The following is an 18,232-nucleotide window of genomic DNA, read 5'->3' on the forward strand; positions in this document are numbered from 1 at the left end:
GCCTACAATCTCACCCGAAAGGCCCCGGGGAAAGATTCCATCCGCCTTCGGCGCAAAACCGCAGGCTGGGACGACGAATATCTCGCCAGCCTCATCGCAGCATGATTTCCTTCACCCGATTCCCCTGTGACCTCGGGCATGACTTCGCGCGTGACTTTCTTGCGTGACTTTCTTGCGTGACTTGGGCGGAACCCGCGTTAAACAGACGGGATGTGGACCACCGTCAAAGCGCCATCACTGGCCGAAATGGAAGCCATGGCGCACGAAATCTTCGAGCGCCTGCCAAAAGGCTTTCGCAACCTCTGCGACGGGGTGATCGTCCGCGTCGACGATTTCCCGGCCGACGAGGTGCTGGACGAGATGCGGGCGGAGAGCGAATTCGACCTGCTCGGCCTGTTCCAGGGCGTCGGCCTGCCGCATCAAAGCCATGACGACATCGCGCGGCTGCCCAACATGATCTGGCTCTATCGCCGGCCGATCCTCGACTACTGGGCCGAACATGACGAAACGCTCGGCCATATCGTCCGCCACGTGCTGATTCACGAGATCGGCCACCATTTCGGCCTGTCCGATGCCGATATGGAGGCGATCGAGGCGGACGCAGGCTAGGCTTGTGCAAATTGGCCTTTTGCCTGGCCCCTAATCACGATAAACACCCGCCTGTATCCCTTCAATTCTGGCCGGGAAGTGCGATCGATGGACAAATTCACCACCCTGGAAGGCGTCGCGGCGCCCTTGAAGTTCATCAATGTCGACACCGACATGATCATCCCAAAACAGTATCTGAAGACCATCAAGCGCACCGGCCTCGGCAAGGGCCTGTTCTCCGAGCAGCGCTACAAGGATGACGGCAGCGAGAACCCGGACTTCATCCTCAACAGGCCGGCCTATCGCAACGCCAAGGTGCTGGTCGCCGGCGACAATTTCGGCTGCGGCTCGAGCCGTGAGCACGCACCGTGGGCGCTGCTGGATTTCGGCATCCGCTGCGTGATCTCGACCTCGTTCGGCGACATCTTCTACAACAACTGCTTCAAGAACGGCATTCTGCCGATCCGCGTCGCGCAGGAAGATCTCGACAAGCTGTTCGACGACGCCGAGCGCGGCGCCAACGCGACCTTGACCATCGACCTGCCGAATCAGGAAATCCGCGGCCCCGACGGCGGCAAGGTGAAATTCGAAATCGATGCCTTCCGCAAGCATTGCCTGCTCAACGGCCTCGACGATATCGGGCTGACCATGGAAAAACAGTCGTCGATCGACGCCTATGAGGCCAGGGCGAGGGCCGAGCGCGCCTGGGCCTGATCCTACCAAAACCCTTTTTCGGCGGCCCTCGATGCGGCCTGACGTCGTCACCTTCTGGCATGGCCCGCTCGATGGGCTGCGGCTGACCTGCCTGCGGTCGCAGGCCGCACTTGGCCACAAGGTCACGGTCTACAGTTTCGGTCCGCTGGCGGGATTACCCGACGGCGTCGGCAATGCCGAGGCCGAAGCGGTCCTGCCGCACGCCTTTGCCGAAAGGCTCCGCCCGCCAGAGCCGGACGGCTCCTGGCGCGACTGGACCATTTTGCAGTTCAGCGATTTCTTCCGGATGCGGCTGATGGCGCAAGGCGCCGGGCTGTGGCTCGATGCCGACGTGCTGCTGTTGAAGCCGGTCGAGCTCAATCCGGCGACACCCTATTTCGCCTGGGAACGGGCGCGCCAGCTCGGCAATTCGGTGCTGTATCTGCCGCCGGACGACGCAATCGTTGTAGCGTTCGAGGAGCTGATGGAACAGGACGAGCTGACGCCGGACTGGCTGGCGCTGCGTCATCGCATGACCTTCGCGCTGCGCCGGTTGCGCGGCGGATCGAACCGGTTGTCGGACATTCGCGTGGCGATCTACGGCCCGGCTTCGCTGACCGCGCTCGCCCGCCGCGCCAACGAATTGCGGCACGCGCTGCCGAAGCAATCGTTTTATGCGATCCATGCCGACCCGAAACGCTTTTTCGAACCAACGGATTTTTCAAAACTGATCGGCGACCCCGAGATCATCGGGCTGCACATTTCGCCAAAGGGCCGCGGCGGCCAGCCGCCAATACCGGGCAGCCTGTACGCCTGGGCCGCAGAGCGATTCGGGGCGCGCTGAGGCTCACCACGCGGCACGCCGCCCATTTGATCTATCGCAACGACGTTCCATGCACGGCGCCGATAGTAGCCAAACTCTGCTGGCGACCGGAGGTATCCCATGAGCGCGGAAAGCAAGCCGTATTCCGTTATGGAGTTCCTGATCGAGAAGTTTGGCGACTGGCTGAACCACAGGCGGGAGCTGAACGAGATCCGCCAGATGGACCGCTCCGACTTCGACCGGATCGCGGGCGAATTGCGGGTTTCGCGCGACGATCTGGACCGGCTGGTCCGTCAGGGACCGCACGCCGCGGACGAACTGCCCAAGATGCTGACGGCGCTCGGGATCGACCAGGCGGATCTGGCGCGCACCGAACCGCTGCTGCTGCGCGACATGGAGCGGGTCTGCGCCCTATGCCGACACAAACGCCAATGCAATCGCGATCTCGCCGCCGGCACGTCGGCGGAGCATTATGAGGAATACTGTCTCAACGCCCCCACGATCGATGGCCTCGGCCGGCCGATCGGACACTAGACATGGCGCGACGTGTGCTCGCGGCAGGCAAATGAAGATATCACGGACTGCCCTGATCCATACGTGGCTGGCCGTCGCCATCATCATCGTTGCGGTGCTGTTCGTGCGCCTTCGCCATGCGAACGGCGCCGCACTGCCCCTGGACAGCGTCTCCGCCGGGCATCGCCTGGCGGCGGCGTGGTGCAAGGACTGTCACGCCATTGAGGCCGCGGCCGCGGGAGCGCGGGGTAGCCCACCGGATTTCGTCGCCATCGCCAACCTGCCATCGACCACGGCGCTGTCGCTGAAAGTGTTTTTGCGGACCAGCCACCGAAACATGCCTAACCTGATCATCGCGCCGGAACAGGCCGATGATCTCGTGAATTACATTCTGAGCCTGAAGCGGGATTGACCGCCTGTAATTCGCAGGATGGGTTGAGCCAACGGGTCGCGCGAATGCGCGCCCGATGATAACTCCGCGATACCCATCATCTTTGCCGAAGCGACAGATGGGTTTCGCGGGAGTTCCACCCATCCTGCGACCATCGCTCGTTCAATTTCCCGTTGCTGCGATCGCGTCGGCGATGGCAATGGTGCGCCTCGCCATGTCGGCATGCAGCCGCTCGACCATCCGCCCGTCGAGCTGGATGGCGCCACGGCTGGCGTTCTCGGGCTGCGCGAACGCGGCGATGATCCTGCGCGCGTCTTCGACTTCTTCCCTGGGCGGAGTGAAGATCGCGTTGCAGGCCTCGATCTGACCGGGATGGATCAGCGTCTTGCCGTCGAAGCCGAGATCGCGCGCCTGGGCACATTCGGCGGCAAAGCCGTCGACATTGCCGAAATCGCTGTACGGCCCGTCGAGGATTTCGAGCCCGTGGGCGCGGGTGGCCAGGATGCAATGCGTGATCATCGGGATCATCGCCGCGCGGCCCGGCCGCATCCGGATTCGCGTCTCCCGCGAAATGTCGTTCGGGCCGAACACAAACCCCGCCAGCCTGGTCTCTGAATCCTTCGAGGCCGCGGCGAGCTTCTCGGCATGCAGCACCCCGCGCGCGGTTTCGATCATCGCCCAGACCTTGATCGAGCCGGGCGCGTTGATGTCGGCCAGGCGATCGGCGATAGCGTTGAGGTCCTGTACGCTGGAAACCTTCGGCACCAGAATGCCGTCGGGCCGCGCCTTGCCGGCCATGCCGATGTCGTCGATCCACCACGGCGTATCCAGGCTGTTGACCCGGATCAGCACCTCACGCCTGCCAAAGCCCTTGGCGACGACGGCATTTGCGATCTGGTCGCGGGCCATCGCCTTGGCGTCCGGCGCCACCGAATCCTCGAGGTCGAGGATGATGCCGTCGGCAGGGAGGTTGCGGGCTTTTTCGAGCGCCCGCGCGTTCGATCCCGGCATGAACAACAGGCTGCGGCGCGGGCGGATCATGGGCTCATTCCCTCGTGGTTTTCAATTCCACGCGATAGCATTTCGATCCCTTCACCGAAAGGCTTGTTCCGCCCCGCCGCCTATGGTTAGCAGGCTGCATGTCAGCATTCCCGCACCATCTGCTCGACGGCTATCGGGCGTTCAGCTCGCAGCGGCTTCCGACCGAGCAGTCGCGCTACCGTGAACTGTCCGAGCGCGGCCAGTCGCCGGCCGTGATGGTGATCGGCTGCTGCGATTCGCGGGTGTCGCCGGAGGTGATCTTCGACGCCGGTCCCGGCGAATTGTTCGTGGTGCGCAACGTCGCCAATCTGGTGCCGGTGTACCAGCCGGACGGCGGCGCGCATGGCGTCTCGGCGGCGCTGGAATATGCGGTCAACGTGCTGCGCATCCGCCATATCGTGGTGCTCGGCCACGCCCAGTGCGGCGGCATCCGTGCCTTCATCGACAATATCGAGCCGCTGTCGCCCGGCGACTTCATCGGCCGCTGGATGTCGATGTTCATCAAGCCGGGCGAGGTGGTCGAGCAGCGCGAGCGCGAGTCGATGCAGGAGTTCACCGTCAGGATCGAGAAGGCCGCGATCTTCCGCAGCCTGGAGAATCTGATGACGTTTCCGTTCGTGCGGGAGCGGGTTTTGAGCGGCGAGATCAATTTGCACGGCGCCTATTTCGGCGTCGCCGAGGGCTCGCTGTTCGTGCTCGACCAGGCCGCGAAGGAGTTTCGGAGTGTCGGGGCGAATAGCGAATAGCGAGTGGCGAATGGAACAACCCTGTTCGCTACTCGCCATTCGCTATTCGCGACCATGATCGCTGCCCCAGCGATCCGACAATGCCAGCACCAGCGTCGAGACCACGAACACCAGATGCACGCCGACCAGCCATCCCATCCTGGCGGAATCCAGCGCAGCGTCGAGGTTCATGAAAGCCTTCAGGACCTGGATCGCCGAGATCGCGACGATCGAGGCCAGCAGTTTCTGTTTCAGCCCTGCGAAATCGACCTTGGTCATCCATTCCGGCCAGTCCGGATGGCCGCCGGGGTCGATCCGCGAGACGAAATTCTCGTAGCCGGAAAACACCACGATCAGGATCAGATTGCCGGTCAGCGATACGTCGATCAGGCTGAGCACGCCGAGGATGATGTCGGACTCCTTCAAGCCCGGCGCGTGGACGATGAACTCCCACAGCATCATGCCAAATTTCAGCAACAGCACCGCGAGGCTGATGACGAGGCCGAGATAGAACGGCGCCATCAGCCAGCGGCTGTTGAACAGGATGCTTTCAAATCCCCGCTCGACGCGTTTCAGCGTCGGATTGGGCTGGTAAGGCGCCGGCTGTTCGGTCATCCGCAATCCTACCCGCTGACGCCCGAGCGGCTCTTTACGCCGCTTTTTTCTTGGCGCTGATCAGCTTGCGGTTGATCAGGCATTCGGCGATCTGCACCGCGTTCAGCGCGGCGCCCTTGCGCAAGTTATCCGACACGCACCACAGCGACAGCCCGTTCTCGACCGTATTGTCCTCGCGGATGCGGCTGATATAGGTCGCGTCCTCGCCCGCGGCTTCATAAGGCGTGACGTAACCGCCGGGCTCGTGCTTGTCGATCACGAGGCAGCCCGGCGCATTGCGCAGGATGTTGCGCGCCTCATCGGCCGTGATCGGATGCTCGAATTCGATGTTGACGGCCTCGGAGTGGCCGACGAACACCGGCACCCGCACGCAGGTCGCGGTCAGCCTGATTTTGGGATCAAGAATCTTCTTGGTCTCCATCATCATCTTCCACTCTTCCCTGGTGTAGCCGTCCTCCATGAACACGTCGATCTCGGGGATGACGTTGAAGGCGATACGCTTCGGGAATTTCTTGTTGATGAGTTCGCTGTTGGTGTAGACCGCCTTGGTCTGCGAGAACAGTTCGTCCATCGCATCCTTGCCGGCGCCGGAGACCGACTGATAGGTCGCGACCACGACGCGCTTGACGGTGGCCTTGTCGTGCAGCGGCTTCAGCGCCACCACGAGCTGGGCGGTCGAGCAGTTCGGATTGGCGATGATGTTCTTCTTGGCGAAGCCTGAGACCGCATCCGCGTTGACCTCGGGCACGATCAGCGGCACGTCCGGATCCATCCGCCAGGCGGACGAATTGTCGATCACGACCGCGCCGGCCGCGCCGATCTTGGGCGACCATTCCTTCGACACCGCGCCGCCCGCCGACATCAGGCAGATGTCGACGTCGGAGAAGTCGTAATGCTCGAGCGCTTTGACTTTCAGGGTGCGGTCGCCATATGACACTTCCACGCCCATGCTGCGGCGTGACGCCAGCGCCACCACCTCGTCCGCCGGGAATTTGCGCTCGTCGAGAATGTTGAGCATTTCCCGCCCGACATTGCCGGTCGCTCCGACCAGCGCAACTTTGTAACCCATCGTTCCCTCTCCGGACAAAAATCCCTGCCCACCGTTCGCCGTGGAAGGGCAGAGGCAGCGCTTCTATGCGAGAAACGCCGTCAAGACAACGTCAGACCGTCGCGTTTGGGCGTCTGATGCGCTGGTTTCCGGCCGATCCGGCCAAATCCCATTATATACCGCGAGGATTCCTCCGGCGCTGACCGGCTTTACCGACGATAGCCCGCCAAGATGCTGGTTTTCATGCAACTTTCGGGGTCGGCCCCGCATTATTCTGATCCGGTGTGGCGTAATTGACCTAGTGACGACGGCCCGCCACGGCTACACTATGACCAATCAGATGTGCTGGCCTCAACCGCCGGGCCCCAAAGGTCGAGAATCACGGATCGAGAATGACGAGGATGCGATGATCAGGAAATTGCCCGCTGCGAACAAACTCGCGGTGTTGCTCGCTGCGGCCGCGGTCGTCGCTGTCGGATCCGGCGTAAGCCCGGCCAGCGCGCAGACCAAATATGACCGGGACGGCCGCCCCTATTACGGGCAGAACGGCCCCAATCGGGTATACCAGCAAGGGCCCCGCACCCGCGTCTACGTCACCACACGCTCGTGGCTTGACGCCGGCACCGAAGTGCTGCCGGGCGACCGCAAGTTCACCGACTACGCGTTCCCGCCGGCGCAATCCTTCGGGCGCGAGAACAAGAACCGGCCGATCGACCGCCAGCCACTCAATCCGCCGTCGGACATGGGCGGATATCCGGAACGGTTCCCGCTGTATTGATTGCCGTCGTCCCGGCCCTGAGCCGGGACCCATACGCCGCGGCCTATCGGTTTAAAGACCGCTGCCCGACGGTTTTCGCGCAACAACGAACGCCTGCGGTTATAGATCCCGGCTCAAGGCCGGGACGACAGTGTTGCGCTTACGCGTGCAGCTTCTGCAATTCCTTCAAAATCGCCTCGCCCATCTGTGTCGTGCTGGCCGCTGTCGTGCCCTCCGACCTGATGTCCGCCGTGCGCAGCCCGCTGGCGAGCACGGCCGCGATCGCGGCGTCGACCTCGTCGGCGAGCGCGCCCATGTCGAAGGAATAGCGCAGCGCCATGCCGAAGGATGCGATCATCGCGATCGGATTGGCGAGGCCTCGGCCTGCGATGTCGGGCGCCGAGCCGTGCACCGGCTCGAACAGCGAGCGGCGCTTTTTGGTCTTGGCATCGATCTCGCCGAGCGAAGCCGACGGCAGCATGCCGAGCGATCCGGTCAGCATCGCCGCGATGTCCGAGAGCATGTCGCCGAACAGATTGTCGGTGACAATGACGTCGAACTGCTTTGGCGCCTTCACCAGATTCATGCCGCCGGAATCGGCGAGCTGATGCTCGAGCGTCACGTCGCCGTATTCGCGCGCATGCACCTGCGTCACCACCTCGTTCCAGAGCACGCCTGACTTCATGACGTTGCGCTTTTCCATCGAGGTCACCTTGTTGCGGCGCTTGCGCGCCAGATCGAACGCCACGCGGGCGATGCGCTCGATCTCATAGGTGTCGTAGACTTGGGTATCGATGGCGCGCTTCTGGCCGTTGCCGAGATCGGTGATGGTTTTGGGCTCGCCGAAATAGACGCCCCCGGTGAGCTCGCGCACGATCATGATGTCGAGACCCTCGACCACCTCGCGCTTCAGGCTCGAAGCGTCCGCCAGCGCCGGATAGCACACCGCCGGGCGCAGATTGGCGAACAGGCCGAGATCCTTGCGCAGCCGCAACAGACCGGCTTCGGGCCGCGCCTCGTAGGGCACGCTGTCCCACTTCGGACCGCCGACCGCGCCGAAAATCACCGCGTCGGCGGCTTTCGCCCTGTCCATGCAGTCCTCGGTGATGCTGACCTTGTGCGCGTCATAGGCCGACCCGCCGACCAGCCCCTTCTCGGTCTCGAAATCCGCGATGCCCTGCGCATTGAGCCAGTCGATCAGGCGCTGCACCTCCGCCATCACTTCGGGGCCGATGCCGTCGCCGGGGAGAAGCAGCAGTTTATGGGTCGCCATGGTCGTTACCTCGGGGATGCTGTCTAGTCGTCATGGCCGGGCTTGACCCGGCCATCCAGCTTTCCTGAAGAAGATGGATGCCCGGGTCGAGCCCGGGCATGACAAGAGAGGAAGATCCGCGCGGAGTGCTAATGCGCCGGAAGCGGATTGGCAAGGCGGCTCCACCGGGCGACAAAGGGCTCTGAGCCAGCAAGTTCGCCCAACAGACGCAAGAAGACGGACTCATGACCCCAGCCATCCTCTTTGCCTTCGCCTCGGCCATTTTCCTGGGCGCTGGCGTCGTTATGGCGCAGTTCGGATTGCGCACTGTCGAACCGCTTTCGGGCGCTGCGATCAGTGTTCCTTCCTTCACCCTGCTGTTCCTCGTGCTGGCGCCGCTGATCCTGCAGGGCGAACCCGTGGTCTGGCGCGGCTTGCCGATCTTCATCGCGATCGGACTGTTCTTCCCGGCGTCGCTGACATTCCTGACCTTTGCGTCCAACCGCGCGCTGGGACCGGTCATCACCAGCACGCTCGGCAATCTCGCGCCGCTGTTTGCCGTGACGGCAGCGGTGGTGCTGCTGCACGAGCCGCTGCGGCCGCTGCAATTCGCAGGACTCGTGCTCGCGGTGATCGGCGCCGTGGCCATCACCATCACCCGCCCGCGCGATCTCGGCGACTGGCGCAGCTGGGCGCTGCTGTTGCCGCTCGGCGGCGCGCTGGTGCGGGGCGTGGTGCCGCCGATCGTCAAGCTCGGGCTCGAGGTCTGGCCGAGCCCGCTATGGGCCTGCCTGATCGGCTACGTCATGTCGTCTCTGGTCGTGCTGGGCGTGCAGCGCATTCGCAAGGGAAGTCTGGTCGCGCAAGGACCGTGGTCGGGCCGCCTCTGGTTCGCGGTCACCGGCGTCAGCAACGGCCTCAGCGCATTGACGCTGTTCGCGGCCGTCCGCAACGGTCCGATCACGCTGGTGGCGCCGCTGGTCGCGGTCTATCCGCTCGTCACCGTCGGGCTGAGCGCGATCATGCTCAGGCATGTCAGGATCACCGCACGCATCATCGCCGGAACATTTTTGACGGTGGCTGGCGTCGCGCTGGTGCTGATCGGGTAGCGTCCGGGTTTGAATTCCGAACCCGGACTCCGGCGCGTTGCCTTGGCGCGTTGTCTTGGCGCGTTGTCGTCGCGCCAAGCGGGAACCGGTTCGCTCGAAAACGCCCTCAAGCTTGTTGCGCGACGGGCAAGACACCATTGCAGCCGGCGCGCCTGTGCAAGCCCGCTTTGGCCTGCCACACTGCGCGCCCTGCCGGAGTGTCCTGTGAAAGCCCCCGACCGTCCCTTGCTTTACGCGCATCCCGCGTGGCTGATCCTGATTATGTCGCTGGCGCCGACGGTCGGTCTCGGCATCGGCCGTTTTGCCTATGCGCTGGTGCTGCCGGATATGCGCGACTCACTTGGCTGGTCCTATTCGGCCGCCGGCTTCATGAACACCATCAACGCGATCGGCTATCTCGCCGGCGCGCTGCTTGCATCGCGGATGATCAGACACTTCGGGCTGGCGGCTTCGGTGCGGTGGGGAACGCTGGCCTGCGTGCTGTCGCTGGCGCTATGCGCGGTATCAGGCAATTTCGTCGTGCTGAGTTTTGCGCGGTTGCTGGCAGGTCTGGGGGCGGCGGCCGGATTCGTCGGCGGCGCTGCGTTGGCGGCAACGATCGCGCAATCGCAGCCGCTGCGGGCGAATTTCTTGCTGAGCCTGTTCTACGCCGGCCCGGGTGTCGGCATCCTGCTGTCGGGGCTCGTTGCGCCGTTCGTGCTGCAGGGGGTTGGGCCGGGGTCGTGGTGGATCGTGTGGTGGGCGATGACACTGCTGTCCGGCGTCATGATCGTCCCGCTGCTGCTGGCGCCGCTCGGTGCCGGCGCGGCGACCGAGCGCGCGGCATCCGCCGGATTTTCCGTCCGCCCGGTCCTGATCTATCTGATCGGCTATTTCCTGTTCGGCGCCGGCTACATCGCCTACATGACTTTCATGATCGCCTATGTCCGTGACGGCGGCGGCGGCGCGGCCGCCCAAAGCGCGTTCTGGGGTCTGATCGGGGTCAGCGCCTTCGCGACGCCCTGGGTATGGCGCCGGGTGCTGGCGCTCGACCGCGGCGGGCTCTCGACCACGATCATTCTCGGCGTCAACGCGCTTGGCGCGGTGCTGCCGATCTTCGGGCATTCCCCGATTCTGCTGGCGGCCTCGGCGCTGGTGTTCGGCGTCGCGGTTTTCGCGGTGGTGGGATCGACCACCGCCTTCGTGCGCTTCAACTATCCGCCTTCGGCCTGGCCGACCGGAATCGCGGCAATGACGATCGCCTTCGGCGTGGGCCAGACGCTCGGACCGATCGTGGTCGGCGCGATCACCGATGCCGTAGGCAGCCTGTCGTTTGCGCTGAACGTCTCGGCGGCGATGCTGGCCGCCGGGGCGATCGCGGCTGCATTTCAGAAAAAGCTGGAGCGGGCACCAGGTCCCCTCGTTCCACGGGCAAGCGAGTAGCGCGCGTCGCTGCCAGGGCATCGCCAACTTTGATCCATGTCACGGCAGGCCATCAGCCGATCGTCACGAGAATGACAGGCCCACAATAATCGGCCCTGCGACGCGACCATCAACGTCCTGGAACGCCTCTCTATCCGTGTTTTGGATCCATTGATCCGACTTTCCCTTTGAACTCAATTGTCCTACTCGATATCGGGGAATCCGGCGGTCGGCTTTTCGCCGAGTCGTCCATTCCGACGCCGATGGTCACGAGACAATGAACTCCGCCGCCCGCAACTCAAGTTCCAGCCGCCGCTTCCTGACCGGACTGCTTGGCGCGCCGATCGCAAGTTCGGCGGCGCCGGCCATGCACGAGCGTGCGGCAGCGGCGCTCGACCTTTGCTGCCATTACCATCTGATCGAGATTGCCGGCGCCACGCGCGAGGAGTTGAGCGTGCTGCTCGAAGGCGTGCGGCGGCTGGGCTTCGCCGGCATCAACGTCACCTTTCCCTACAAGGAAGCCGTGGTCGATCTGCTCGACGAATTATCGCCAGCCGCGGCGCTGATCGGCGCGGTGAATACCGTGGTTGTCCGCGACGGCCGATTGACCGGCCACAATACCGATACCACGGGTTTTGCGCGAGCCGTCAGCGAACTCGTCAGCGCCTCCTCGCATGGCGACATCGCTGTGATCGGCGCCGGCGGAGTCGGCAAGGCGATCGCGTTTGCGCTGGCAGGCCTCGGCGTCGCCGGATTGCGGATTTTCGACCGCGAGACCGCCAAGGCCACCCAACTGGCCGCGCAGCTCCAAGGCCATGTCAGGACGAGCGCTACCCACAGCGTCGAGGACGCGCTGCACGGTGTCGCGGGCGTGGTCAACGCTTCCCCGGTGGGGATGCTGCCGAGCCTTGAGACGCCGGTTCCGGATCATCTGCTTCACGCCGGGCTGTGGGTCGCCGATGCGGTCTATACTCCGCTCTGGACCCCGCTCCTGAAGGCCGCCAGGGCAAGGGGCGCCACGGTCATGACCGGGCGGGAGCTTGCCATCAACCAGGCCGCGGACGCTTTCGAACTATTCACGGGGTTTGCGCCGTCCCCCGCCGAGATGGGAATTGCATTCGATGGCGTGATGGCGAAAAGATACGCCGCTTCGCATGCAACCTGACAGGCGGCCGGAAACAGGCCGCACATGACTCGCAAGATCACCGGGGGAGAAACACAATGAAGCCAGGAATTTTGACGGGCGCCCTGCTCGCGGCCGTCTGGACCGGCGCAGCTTTCGCGCAATCCGGCACGCCCATCAAACTGGCTGACGTCGCCGAACTGTCCGGTGGCGGCGCCACCGTCGGAACCAACTGGAAGAACGGGATCGACCTCGCGATCGAGGAAATCAATGCCAAGGGTGGCATTCTCGGCCGCAAGCTGGAAGTCACCCACGCGGATTCCCAGTCGAACCCGGGCGTGGCGCGTGCGCAGGTTCAGAAGGCGCTCGATGGCGAGCCCTACGTCCTGCTCGGTCCCGGCTATTCCGGATCCGTCAAGGTGACGGCGCCGCTCGCCGCGGAAGCTGGCATCGCGCAGATCGTGGGCGGCGAAGCCGCCGAACTGACGCAAGCCGGCAACAAATTTCTGTTCCGCACCTCGTTCGGCCAGCAATCGTCGATGCCGAAGGTCGCCAAATACGTCAACGACGATCTCAAGGCCAAATCGGTGGCGGTTGTCTGGGTCAACAACGATTTCGGCAAAGGCGGTCGCGACGTCATCACCAGGGAATTCGCGCGTTATGGCATCAAGGTCGCAGCCGACCTGTCCACCGAGGCCGGCCAGGCCGATTTCGCTGCCGATGTCAGCAAAATCAAGGCTGCCGCACCCGACGCGGTTTTCATCTACCTGAACGAAGAAGAAAGCGCGCGGATTCTCAAGGAGCTGAAGCGGCAGGCCGTAACCACGCCGCTGATCGGCGAAACCACGCTGGTCGGCCAAAAGGTGGTCGAGCTCGCCGGCGACGCGGCCAACGGCGCGCGCGGCCATGTCGGACTCACCACCGAGGCCCCGGTCGATCTGGTCAGGGCGTTCCGGGAAAAGTTCGTCAAGAAGTACAACTACATTCCCGACCACAACGGTATCAAAGGCTATCTCGCGATCTATATGATCAAGGCGACGACTGAAAAAATGGGCAAGGTCGACCCCAAGGCATTCGCCGACAATCTGCATGGTCTCACCATCAAGGCGGCGAACGAGCCGGGCATCCTGATGGATGTCAGCTTCGATCAGAACGGCGACATCGATCGCCAGGGTTTTCTGGTGGAGATCGTCGAGGGCAAGCAGGTGATCAGGCAGGTGCTGCCGAAGCTCAACTAAAATCGGTACCTTTGCTCGTCCCGCGGCAAGCGGCCGGTGACGCGCCGCCGGTCAACTCGTCAACCCAAGCCGGAAGATCGGCGGAAGCATGTCCAATTTGCTCGATCTTCTCGTGGCCGGCCTTGCGACCGGGGCGATCTACGCGATTGTCGCGGTGGGCTTCACGCTGCTGTGGCAGACCTCGCAGACCATCAATTTCGCACAGGGCGAATTCGTCATGCTGCCGGCGTTCCTGATGCTGGCGGCGATGCACGCCGGCGCACCCTTCTGGCTCGCCGTCCTGATCGGCGTTCTGCTGTCGCTCCTGCTGCTCGGACTTGGCTTCAAGCTGCTGCTGGTCGATCCGATGCTTCGCCACGGGGTGTTGCCGCTTGCGATCGCCACGATGGCGCTCGCCATCGGCATCAAGGAAGCCGTGAAACAATTTTTCAGCGCCGAGGCGTCGCCGTTTCCTGCGATCGTGCCGGCCGGCGACATTTCGCTTCTTGGTCGCATGGTATCGCTGCAGAGCCTGGGTGTGTTTGCGCTGGCGATCCTGGCTGTGGCCGGCCTGACCGCGTTCCTGAACCACACCGCGATCGGCCATCAGATGCAGGCGACCGCGCAAAACCCGACGGTGGCGCGCATCATCGGCGTGCCGGTCGAGCGCATGATCCTGCTGACCTTCCTGATCAACGCGCTTTTGGTGGCGCTCGCGTCGCTCTTGATCACGCCGATCTATCTTGCGAAATTTTCCAGCGGCGAGGTGCTGGGCCAGGCGGCCTTCATCGCCGCGATCGTCGGCGGCTTCAACCAGGTTCGCGGCGCGATCGCCGGAGGACTTCTGATCGGCGTGGTCGATAATCTTGCCGCGGCCTATGTCTCGACCCAGTACCGCGCCGCGGTGCCGCTGATCCTTTTGATCGTCATCATTCTGTTCCGCCCGCAAGGGATGCTCGGTCGGGCGGAAGAGCGCACGATATGAACGTCTCGGGGAAATATCTGCGCATCGCGCTCGGCGCCACGGTGATCGCGGGGCTGATCGTGGTGCCCTTGAATTTCAATCGCTACGGGCTGTTCATCCTGAGCCAATGGGCGGTGATGACCATCGCCGCCATGGGGCTCAACCTGACGCTCGGCTATGCCGGGCAGGTTTCACTGGCGCAGGGCGCGTTCGTCGGCATCGGCGCCTATGCCGCCGCGATCATGACCACGCAGGGCATGCCGTTGATATCAGCGCTCGGCGTCGCCATCGCGCTGTGTTTCTCGGTCGGCTGGATGCTCGGCTATCCGGCGCTGCGCGTGCAGCACCATTATCTCGCCTTCGTGACCCTGGCGTTCTCGACACTGGCTTTTCTGGTGTTCCGTAACGAGGATTGGCTGACCAGGGGCATCTACGGCATCAGCAACATTCCGCGGCCGAACCTGTTCGGTTTCGCCACCAATCGGCCACTACCGTTTTATTACGTCTGCCTCGGTTCGCTCGGCATCGTTTCGGTGATGCTATGGTGGCTGATCCGCTCGCCCTGGGGCCGCGCCTTCGTGGCGCTGCGGGAGAACCCGGTCAGAGCGCTGTCGCTCGGCATCGATACCCGCCGCTACACCTTGATGGCTTTCGCGATCGGCTCGGCGCTGGGTGGCGTTGCCGGCACGCTGTATGCGCCGCTGACGCAATATATCGATCCGGTGCCGTTCAATCTGTCACTCTCGCTTGATCTGCTGATGATGGTGATCGTCGGCGGCGCCGGCTTTTTCTTCGGACCGTTCCTCGGCGCGATGATCGCGGTTTTGCTGCCGGAATGGCTGCGGTTCGCGGAAGGCTATTACCTGATGATGTACGCCATCGCGGTGATCCTGCTGCTGGTCTATTCGCCAACCGGCATTTTGGGAATCCTCGACCGGTATTTCGCGGAACGCCGGACCAAAATGGCCTCCGCGCTTCGCGCCGCCGAATCCGGACCAGGAACGGCGCCATGACCGCGGTCCTTGAAGTCACCGACATCCGGAAACGTTTTGGCGGCATCACTGCGGTCGATGGCGTGAGTTTTGACGTTCACGAGGGTGAAATCCTCGGGCTGATCGGACCGAATGGCTGTGGCAAGTCGACGCTGTTCAATTGCATTCTCGGCCAGCTGACGCCGAGCGACGGTGAAGTAAAGGTCGATGGCAAGCTGGTCACCGGATTGCGCCCTTCCGAGTTGAACCGCCTCGGCGTCAGTCGGACGTTCCAGTTGCTGCAGGTGTTTCCCAGATTGTCGGTGAGGGAGAATCTGATTCTCGCCGGGCAGGAGCATCAGGGCAACATGATGTCCCGCCTGTTCGGTCCCTCCGATGCCGGATTGACCGAGGCCGCCGACCAGATGATCGGCTTCTTCAAACTTGGTCACCTCGCCGACGAGCCGGCCGGCGGCCTGTCCTACGGTCAGCAGAAGCTGCTCGATGCCGCGATGGCTTTCATGGGCAGGCCGCGGTTGGTGCTGCTCGACGAGCCGGCCGGCGGCGTCAATCTCACCATGCTCGCCGAACTCAAGGACCGGCTGGCTGCGATCAATCGCGAGAAACGCGCGACCTTCGTGGTGATCGAACACAATATGGAATTCGTCATGTCGCTGTGCTCGCGCGTCATGGTGATGGCGGAAGGCAAGCTGCTGGCGTTGGGCAGGCCCGACGAAATACGGGCCAACCCGGCCGTGATCGAAGCCTATCTCGGCCATTGAGGAGCGGCCCGTGAGCGACGCCATTCTCGATGTCCAGGGTCTCGTCGGCGGCTACGGCAAGATGACAATCCTCAACGGCACCAGCTTTTCAGTGCCGGCGGGCTCGATCACCACCGTGATCGGGCCGAACGGCGCCGGAAAATCCACGGTGTTCAAGGCGATCTTCGGCCTGCTGAAGCTGCGCGAAGGCAAGGTCATCTTTGGAGGGCGCGACGTGACCGGCCTCAGCCCCCGCCAATTGCTGATGTCGGGCATCTGCTACGTGCCGCAGGGGCGCAACATTTTTCCCGAGCTGTCGGTGCGCAACAACATCGAACTCGGCGCGGCGGCCGCCGGGCGCGACATCACCGATCTTCCGCAACGGATCGAGGCGGCGCTCGACCGGTTTCCGGTACTGCGCAAGAAGGCGGCGCAGCAGGCATCCACCTTGTCGGGCGGCGAGCAGAAGCAGCTCGAGATCGTCCGTGGCCTGCTGCTCAACCCGCGGCTCGTGCTGATCGACGAGCCGTCGATCGGTCTTTCGCCGCTGATGGTGCGGCAGACCTTCGACATTTTGAAGCAACTGCGCGATCGCGGCGTATCGATCCTGATGATCGAGCAGAACGCACGCTCCGCACTGGAGATCTCCGACTTCGGCATCGTGCTCGAGCTCGGCCAGACCCGTCTGGTCGACAGGGCGGAGCGGGTGCTCAGCGATCCCCGCATCGGGCAATTGTTCCTCGGCGGCGCCATGAAGGATGGTGCGGCATGAGCCACCCCCGGCCGGTCATGCCGTTTCAGCTCCCGCTGAACGAATTATAGCCCTGGTCTTCCCAGTAGCCGCCCTTGTAGTCGTTGGTGACTTCCATCGAGATCACATATTTCGGATTCTTGAAGCCGAGTTTTGTCGGCACCCGGATCTTCATCGGAAAACCGTAGGCGCGCGGCAGGATCTCGTCGCCGAACTTGAACGTCATCTGGGTCTGCGGATGCAGCGCGGTCGCCATGTCCAGCGGCGAGTTGTAGCCGTCCTTGTCGGCGCACTGGAACCAGACATATCTGGCGCGGGTGTCGGCGCCGACCAGTTTCAGGAAATCGCGCAACGGCGTGCCGGTCCAGCTTCCGATCGCGCTCCAGCCCTCGACGCAGATATGACGCGTGACCTGCTTGACCTGCGGCAGCTGGTAAAGCTGCTCCAGCGTCCACGGCTTCTTGTTGTCGACGAGGCCGCGCACTTCCAGCTTCCAGGTCTTGCCGTCGATCTCGGGCGCCTCGTCGAGCTCGTAATAGGCGTTGAACGGAAACGGTTTTGTGATTGCGCTTTCCGGAAAGGTCGGCGCCAGCACGTCGGGATTGAACATCCACGCCTGAACGCCGTCATTGAACTTGGAGATCTGCCTCAGCATCTCCTCGGCCGAGAAGCCGTCGGAGACGTTGCAGCCGGTCAAAAGCGTCAGCGCGCCGAGGCTGGCGCCGCTGGCGATGAACCGCCGCCGCGACAACTCCGGCAGCGCCTTGGTGGCGTCCTTGACCAGCAGTTTCTTGTCGACACCTGGAATTAGCAACGAGCGCATGCGACCCATGATGTTTCTCCTATCAGCGTCCGATGATCATGGCGCGCAGGCTCTTCGGCACCAGCACCGCGAGCGCGACATGAACCACCAGGAAGGCGACGATCGCCGCCATGCAGATGAAGTGAACGTAACGCGCGATTTCATAGCCGCCGAACAATGCCGCCAGCCATTGCAACTGCACCGGCTTCCAGATCGACAGGCCCGACAGCACGATCAGGATGCCGACGACGATGATGCCGGCGTAGAGCAGCTTCTGCACGTAATTGTAGCGGGTCAGGTCGTGATGCGACAATTTGCCCGTCAATGCCGCTTTGGTATCGGAGATCACGCCGCTCGGGGTGATCGGCAATAGCTTCTTGCGGAAGCGGCCGGTGGCAAGCCCGAAAACGAGATAGGTCAGCCCGTTGACCGTCAACAGCCACATCGCCGCGAAATGCCACAGCAGCGCGCCGCCGAGCCAGCCGCCCAGCGTGATCGAATGGGAGAATTTGAAGTCGAACAGCGGCGAGGCGTTATAGATCTGCCAGCCCGACATGATCATCAGGACCATGGCGACGGCGTTGATCCAGTGCAGGATCCGCACCCAGGCCGGCTGAATGACCTTCGCCGTGGCAGGGCTTGCGTAGGCGTCGCTGGCTGTAAGGCTGGACATGGCTCTATCCGTCG

Annotated in this window: 21 protein-coding genes; 15 read left to right on the forward strand and 6 right to left on the reverse strand. The window is 63.4% G+C overall.

Annotated features, from left to right (window positions below; genetic code table 11):
- Nucleotides 1-210: 210 nt before the first annotated feature.
- The 5 genes from WCE35_RS02405 (at nucleotide 211) to WCE35_RS02425 (ending at nucleotide 3,029) form a co-directional block, all read left to right on the forward strand.
- On the forward strand, nucleotides 211-609 hold the full coding sequence (locus tag WCE35_RS02405; protein WP_424591741.1) for a metallopeptidase family protein: 399 nt from the start codon (nucleotides 211-213) through the stop codon (nucleotides 607-609).
- Between the two features lie 87 nt (nucleotides 610-696).
- On the forward strand, nucleotides 697-1,302 hold the full coding sequence (leuD, locus tag WCE35_RS02410) for a 3-isopropylmalate dehydratase small subunit (protein WP_424591742.1): 606 nt from the start codon (nucleotides 697-699) through the stop codon (nucleotides 1,300-1,302).
- Nucleotides 1,303-1,333: 31 nt separating this feature from the next.
- Entirely contained in the window at nucleotides 1,334-2,125 is a 792-nt protein-coding gene (locus WCE35_RS02415; protein ID WP_424591743.1) for a hypothetical protein, read from the forward strand.
- Nucleotides 2,126-2,224: 99 nt separating this feature from the next.
- Nucleotides 2,225-2,638 (forward strand): hypothetical protein, encoded by a 414-nt coding sequence (locus WCE35_RS02420; RefSeq protein WP_424591744.1) that lies wholly within the window; start codon nucleotides 2,225-2,227, stop codon nucleotides 2,636-2,638.
- A 31-nt stretch (nucleotides 2,639-2,669) separates the two neighbouring features.
- A complete protein-coding gene (locus WCE35_RS02425; protein ID WP_424591745.1) occupies nucleotides 2,670-3,029 on the forward strand; it encodes a cytochrome c in 360 nt (119 codons plus the stop codon).
- Between the two features lie 141 nt (nucleotides 3,030-3,170).
- On the opposite strand, the gene WCE35_RS02430 is transcribed toward WCE35_RS02425, so the two are convergent.
- Nucleotides 3,171-4,049 carry an HpcH/HpaI aldolase/citrate lyase family protein gene (locus tag WCE35_RS02430; protein WP_424591746.1) on the reverse strand — a complete coding sequence of 293 codons (879 nt, stop codon included), beginning with the start codon at nucleotides 4,047-4,049 and terminating at the stop codon, nucleotides 3,171-3,173.
- A gap of 98 nt (nucleotides 4,050-4,147) precedes the next feature.
- Between WCE35_RS02430 and WCE35_RS02435 the strand changes: the two genes are divergently transcribed.
- Complete coding sequence (locus WCE35_RS02435) at nucleotides 4,148-4,795, forward strand: carbonic anhydrase (protein WP_424591747.1); 648 nt, start codon at nucleotides 4,148-4,150, stop codon at nucleotides 4,793-4,795.
- 42 nt (nucleotides 4,796-4,837) lie between these two features.
- On the opposite strand, the gene WCE35_RS02440 is transcribed toward WCE35_RS02435, so the two are convergent.
- A complete protein-coding gene (locus tag WCE35_RS02440; RefSeq protein ID WP_424591748.1) occupies nucleotides 4,838-5,389 on the reverse strand; it encodes a TIGR00645 family protein in 552 nt (183 codons plus the stop codon).
- A 34-nt stretch (nucleotides 5,390-5,423) separates the two neighbouring features.
- Entirely contained in the window at nucleotides 5,424-6,458 is a 1,035-nt protein-coding gene (locus WCE35_RS02445; protein ID WP_424591749.1) for an aspartate-semialdehyde dehydrogenase, read from the reverse strand.
- A 385-nt stretch (nucleotides 6,459-6,843) separates the two neighbouring features.
- Between WCE35_RS02445 and WCE35_RS02450 the strand changes: the two genes are divergently transcribed.
- On the forward strand, nucleotides 6,844-7,215 hold the full coding sequence (locus WCE35_RS02450) for a hypothetical protein (protein WP_424591750.1): 372 nt from the start codon (nucleotides 6,844-6,846) through the stop codon (nucleotides 7,213-7,215).
- 139 nt (nucleotides 7,216-7,354) lie between these two features.
- On the opposite strand, the gene leuB is transcribed toward WCE35_RS02450, so the two are convergent.
- Nucleotides 7,355-8,467 (reverse strand): 3-isopropylmalate dehydrogenase, encoded by a 1,113-nt coding sequence (leuB, locus tag WCE35_RS02455; RefSeq protein WP_424591751.1) that lies wholly within the window; start codon nucleotides 8,465-8,467, stop codon nucleotides 7,355-7,357.
- Between the two features lie 224 nt (nucleotides 8,468-8,691).
- Between leuB and WCE35_RS02460 the strand changes: the two genes are divergently transcribed.
- The 8 genes from WCE35_RS02460 to WCE35_RS02495 all read left to right on the forward strand — a co-directional run bounded on the left by WCE35_RS02460 (nucleotide 8,692) and on the right by WCE35_RS02495 (nucleotide 16,764).
- Complete coding sequence (locus WCE35_RS02460) at nucleotides 8,692-9,555, forward strand: EamA family transporter (protein WP_424591752.1); 864 nt, start codon at nucleotides 8,692-8,694, stop codon at nucleotides 9,553-9,555.
- A 204-nt stretch (nucleotides 9,556-9,759) separates the two neighbouring features.
- Complete coding sequence (locus WCE35_RS02465; protein WP_424591753.1) at nucleotides 9,760-10,977, forward strand: YbfB/YjiJ family MFS transporter; 1,218 nt, start codon at nucleotides 9,760-9,762, stop codon at nucleotides 10,975-10,977.
- A gap of 256 nt (nucleotides 10,978-11,233) precedes the next feature.
- Nucleotides 11,234-12,121, forward strand: coding sequence for a shikimate dehydrogenase (locus tag WCE35_RS02470; RefSeq protein ID WP_424591754.1), 888 nt, complete (start codon nucleotides 11,234-11,236; stop codon nucleotides 12,119-12,121).
- 56 nt (nucleotides 12,122-12,177) lie between these two features.
- Nucleotides 12,178-13,317 carry an ABC transporter substrate-binding protein gene (locus WCE35_RS02475; protein ID WP_424591755.1) on the forward strand — a complete coding sequence of 380 codons (1,140 nt, stop codon included), beginning with the start codon at nucleotides 12,178-12,180 and terminating at the stop codon, nucleotides 13,315-13,317.
- An 88-nt stretch (nucleotides 13,318-13,405) separates the two neighbouring features.
- Nucleotides 13,406-14,281 (forward strand): branched-chain amino acid ABC transporter permease, encoded by an 876-nt coding sequence (locus tag WCE35_RS02480; RefSeq protein WP_424591756.1) that lies wholly within the window; start codon nucleotides 13,406-13,408, stop codon nucleotides 14,279-14,281.
- On the forward strand, nucleotides 14,278-15,273 hold the full coding sequence (locus WCE35_RS02485) for a branched-chain amino acid ABC transporter permease (protein WP_424591757.1): 996 nt from the start codon (nucleotides 14,278-14,280) through the stop codon (nucleotides 15,271-15,273). Before WCE35_RS02480 ends, WCE35_RS02485 begins: the two co-directional genes overlap by 4 nt.
- A complete protein-coding gene (locus tag WCE35_RS02490) occupies nucleotides 15,270-16,013 on the forward strand; it encodes an ABC transporter ATP-binding protein (protein WP_424591758.1) in 744 nt (247 codons plus the stop codon). Before WCE35_RS02485 ends, WCE35_RS02490 begins: the two co-directional genes overlap by 4 nt.
- Nucleotides 16,014-16,023: 10 nt before the next feature.
- Nucleotides 16,024-16,764, forward strand: coding sequence for an ABC transporter ATP-binding protein (locus WCE35_RS02495; RefSeq protein ID WP_424591759.1), 741 nt, complete (start codon nucleotides 16,024-16,026; stop codon nucleotides 16,762-16,764).
- 25 nt (nucleotides 16,765-16,789) lie between these two features.
- Here the strand turns inward: WCE35_RS02495 and WCE35_RS02500 are convergent, their stop codons facing one another.
- Both WCE35_RS02500 and WCE35_RS02505 read right to left on the reverse strand, forming a co-directional pair.
- The gene (locus WCE35_RS02500; RefSeq protein WP_424591760.1) at nucleotides 16,790-17,575 is read right to left on the reverse strand and encodes a molybdopterin-dependent oxidoreductase; all 786 of its coding nucleotides are present in this window, start codon (nucleotides 17,573-17,575) and stop codon (nucleotides 16,790-16,792) included.
- Between the two features lie 13 nt (nucleotides 17,576-17,588).
- Nucleotides 17,589-18,218 carry a cytochrome b/b6 domain-containing protein gene (locus tag WCE35_RS02505; protein WP_424591761.1) on the reverse strand — a complete coding sequence of 210 codons (630 nt, stop codon included), beginning with the start codon at nucleotides 18,216-18,218 and terminating at the stop codon, nucleotides 17,589-17,591.
- Nucleotides 18,219-18,232 lie beyond the last annotated feature (14 nt).

The sequence above is a fragment of the Bradyrhizobium sp. genome, assembly GCF_049691595.1.
Classification (GTDB): Bacteria; Pseudomonadota; Alphaproteobacteria; order Rhizobiales; family Xanthobacteraceae; genus Bradyrhizobium.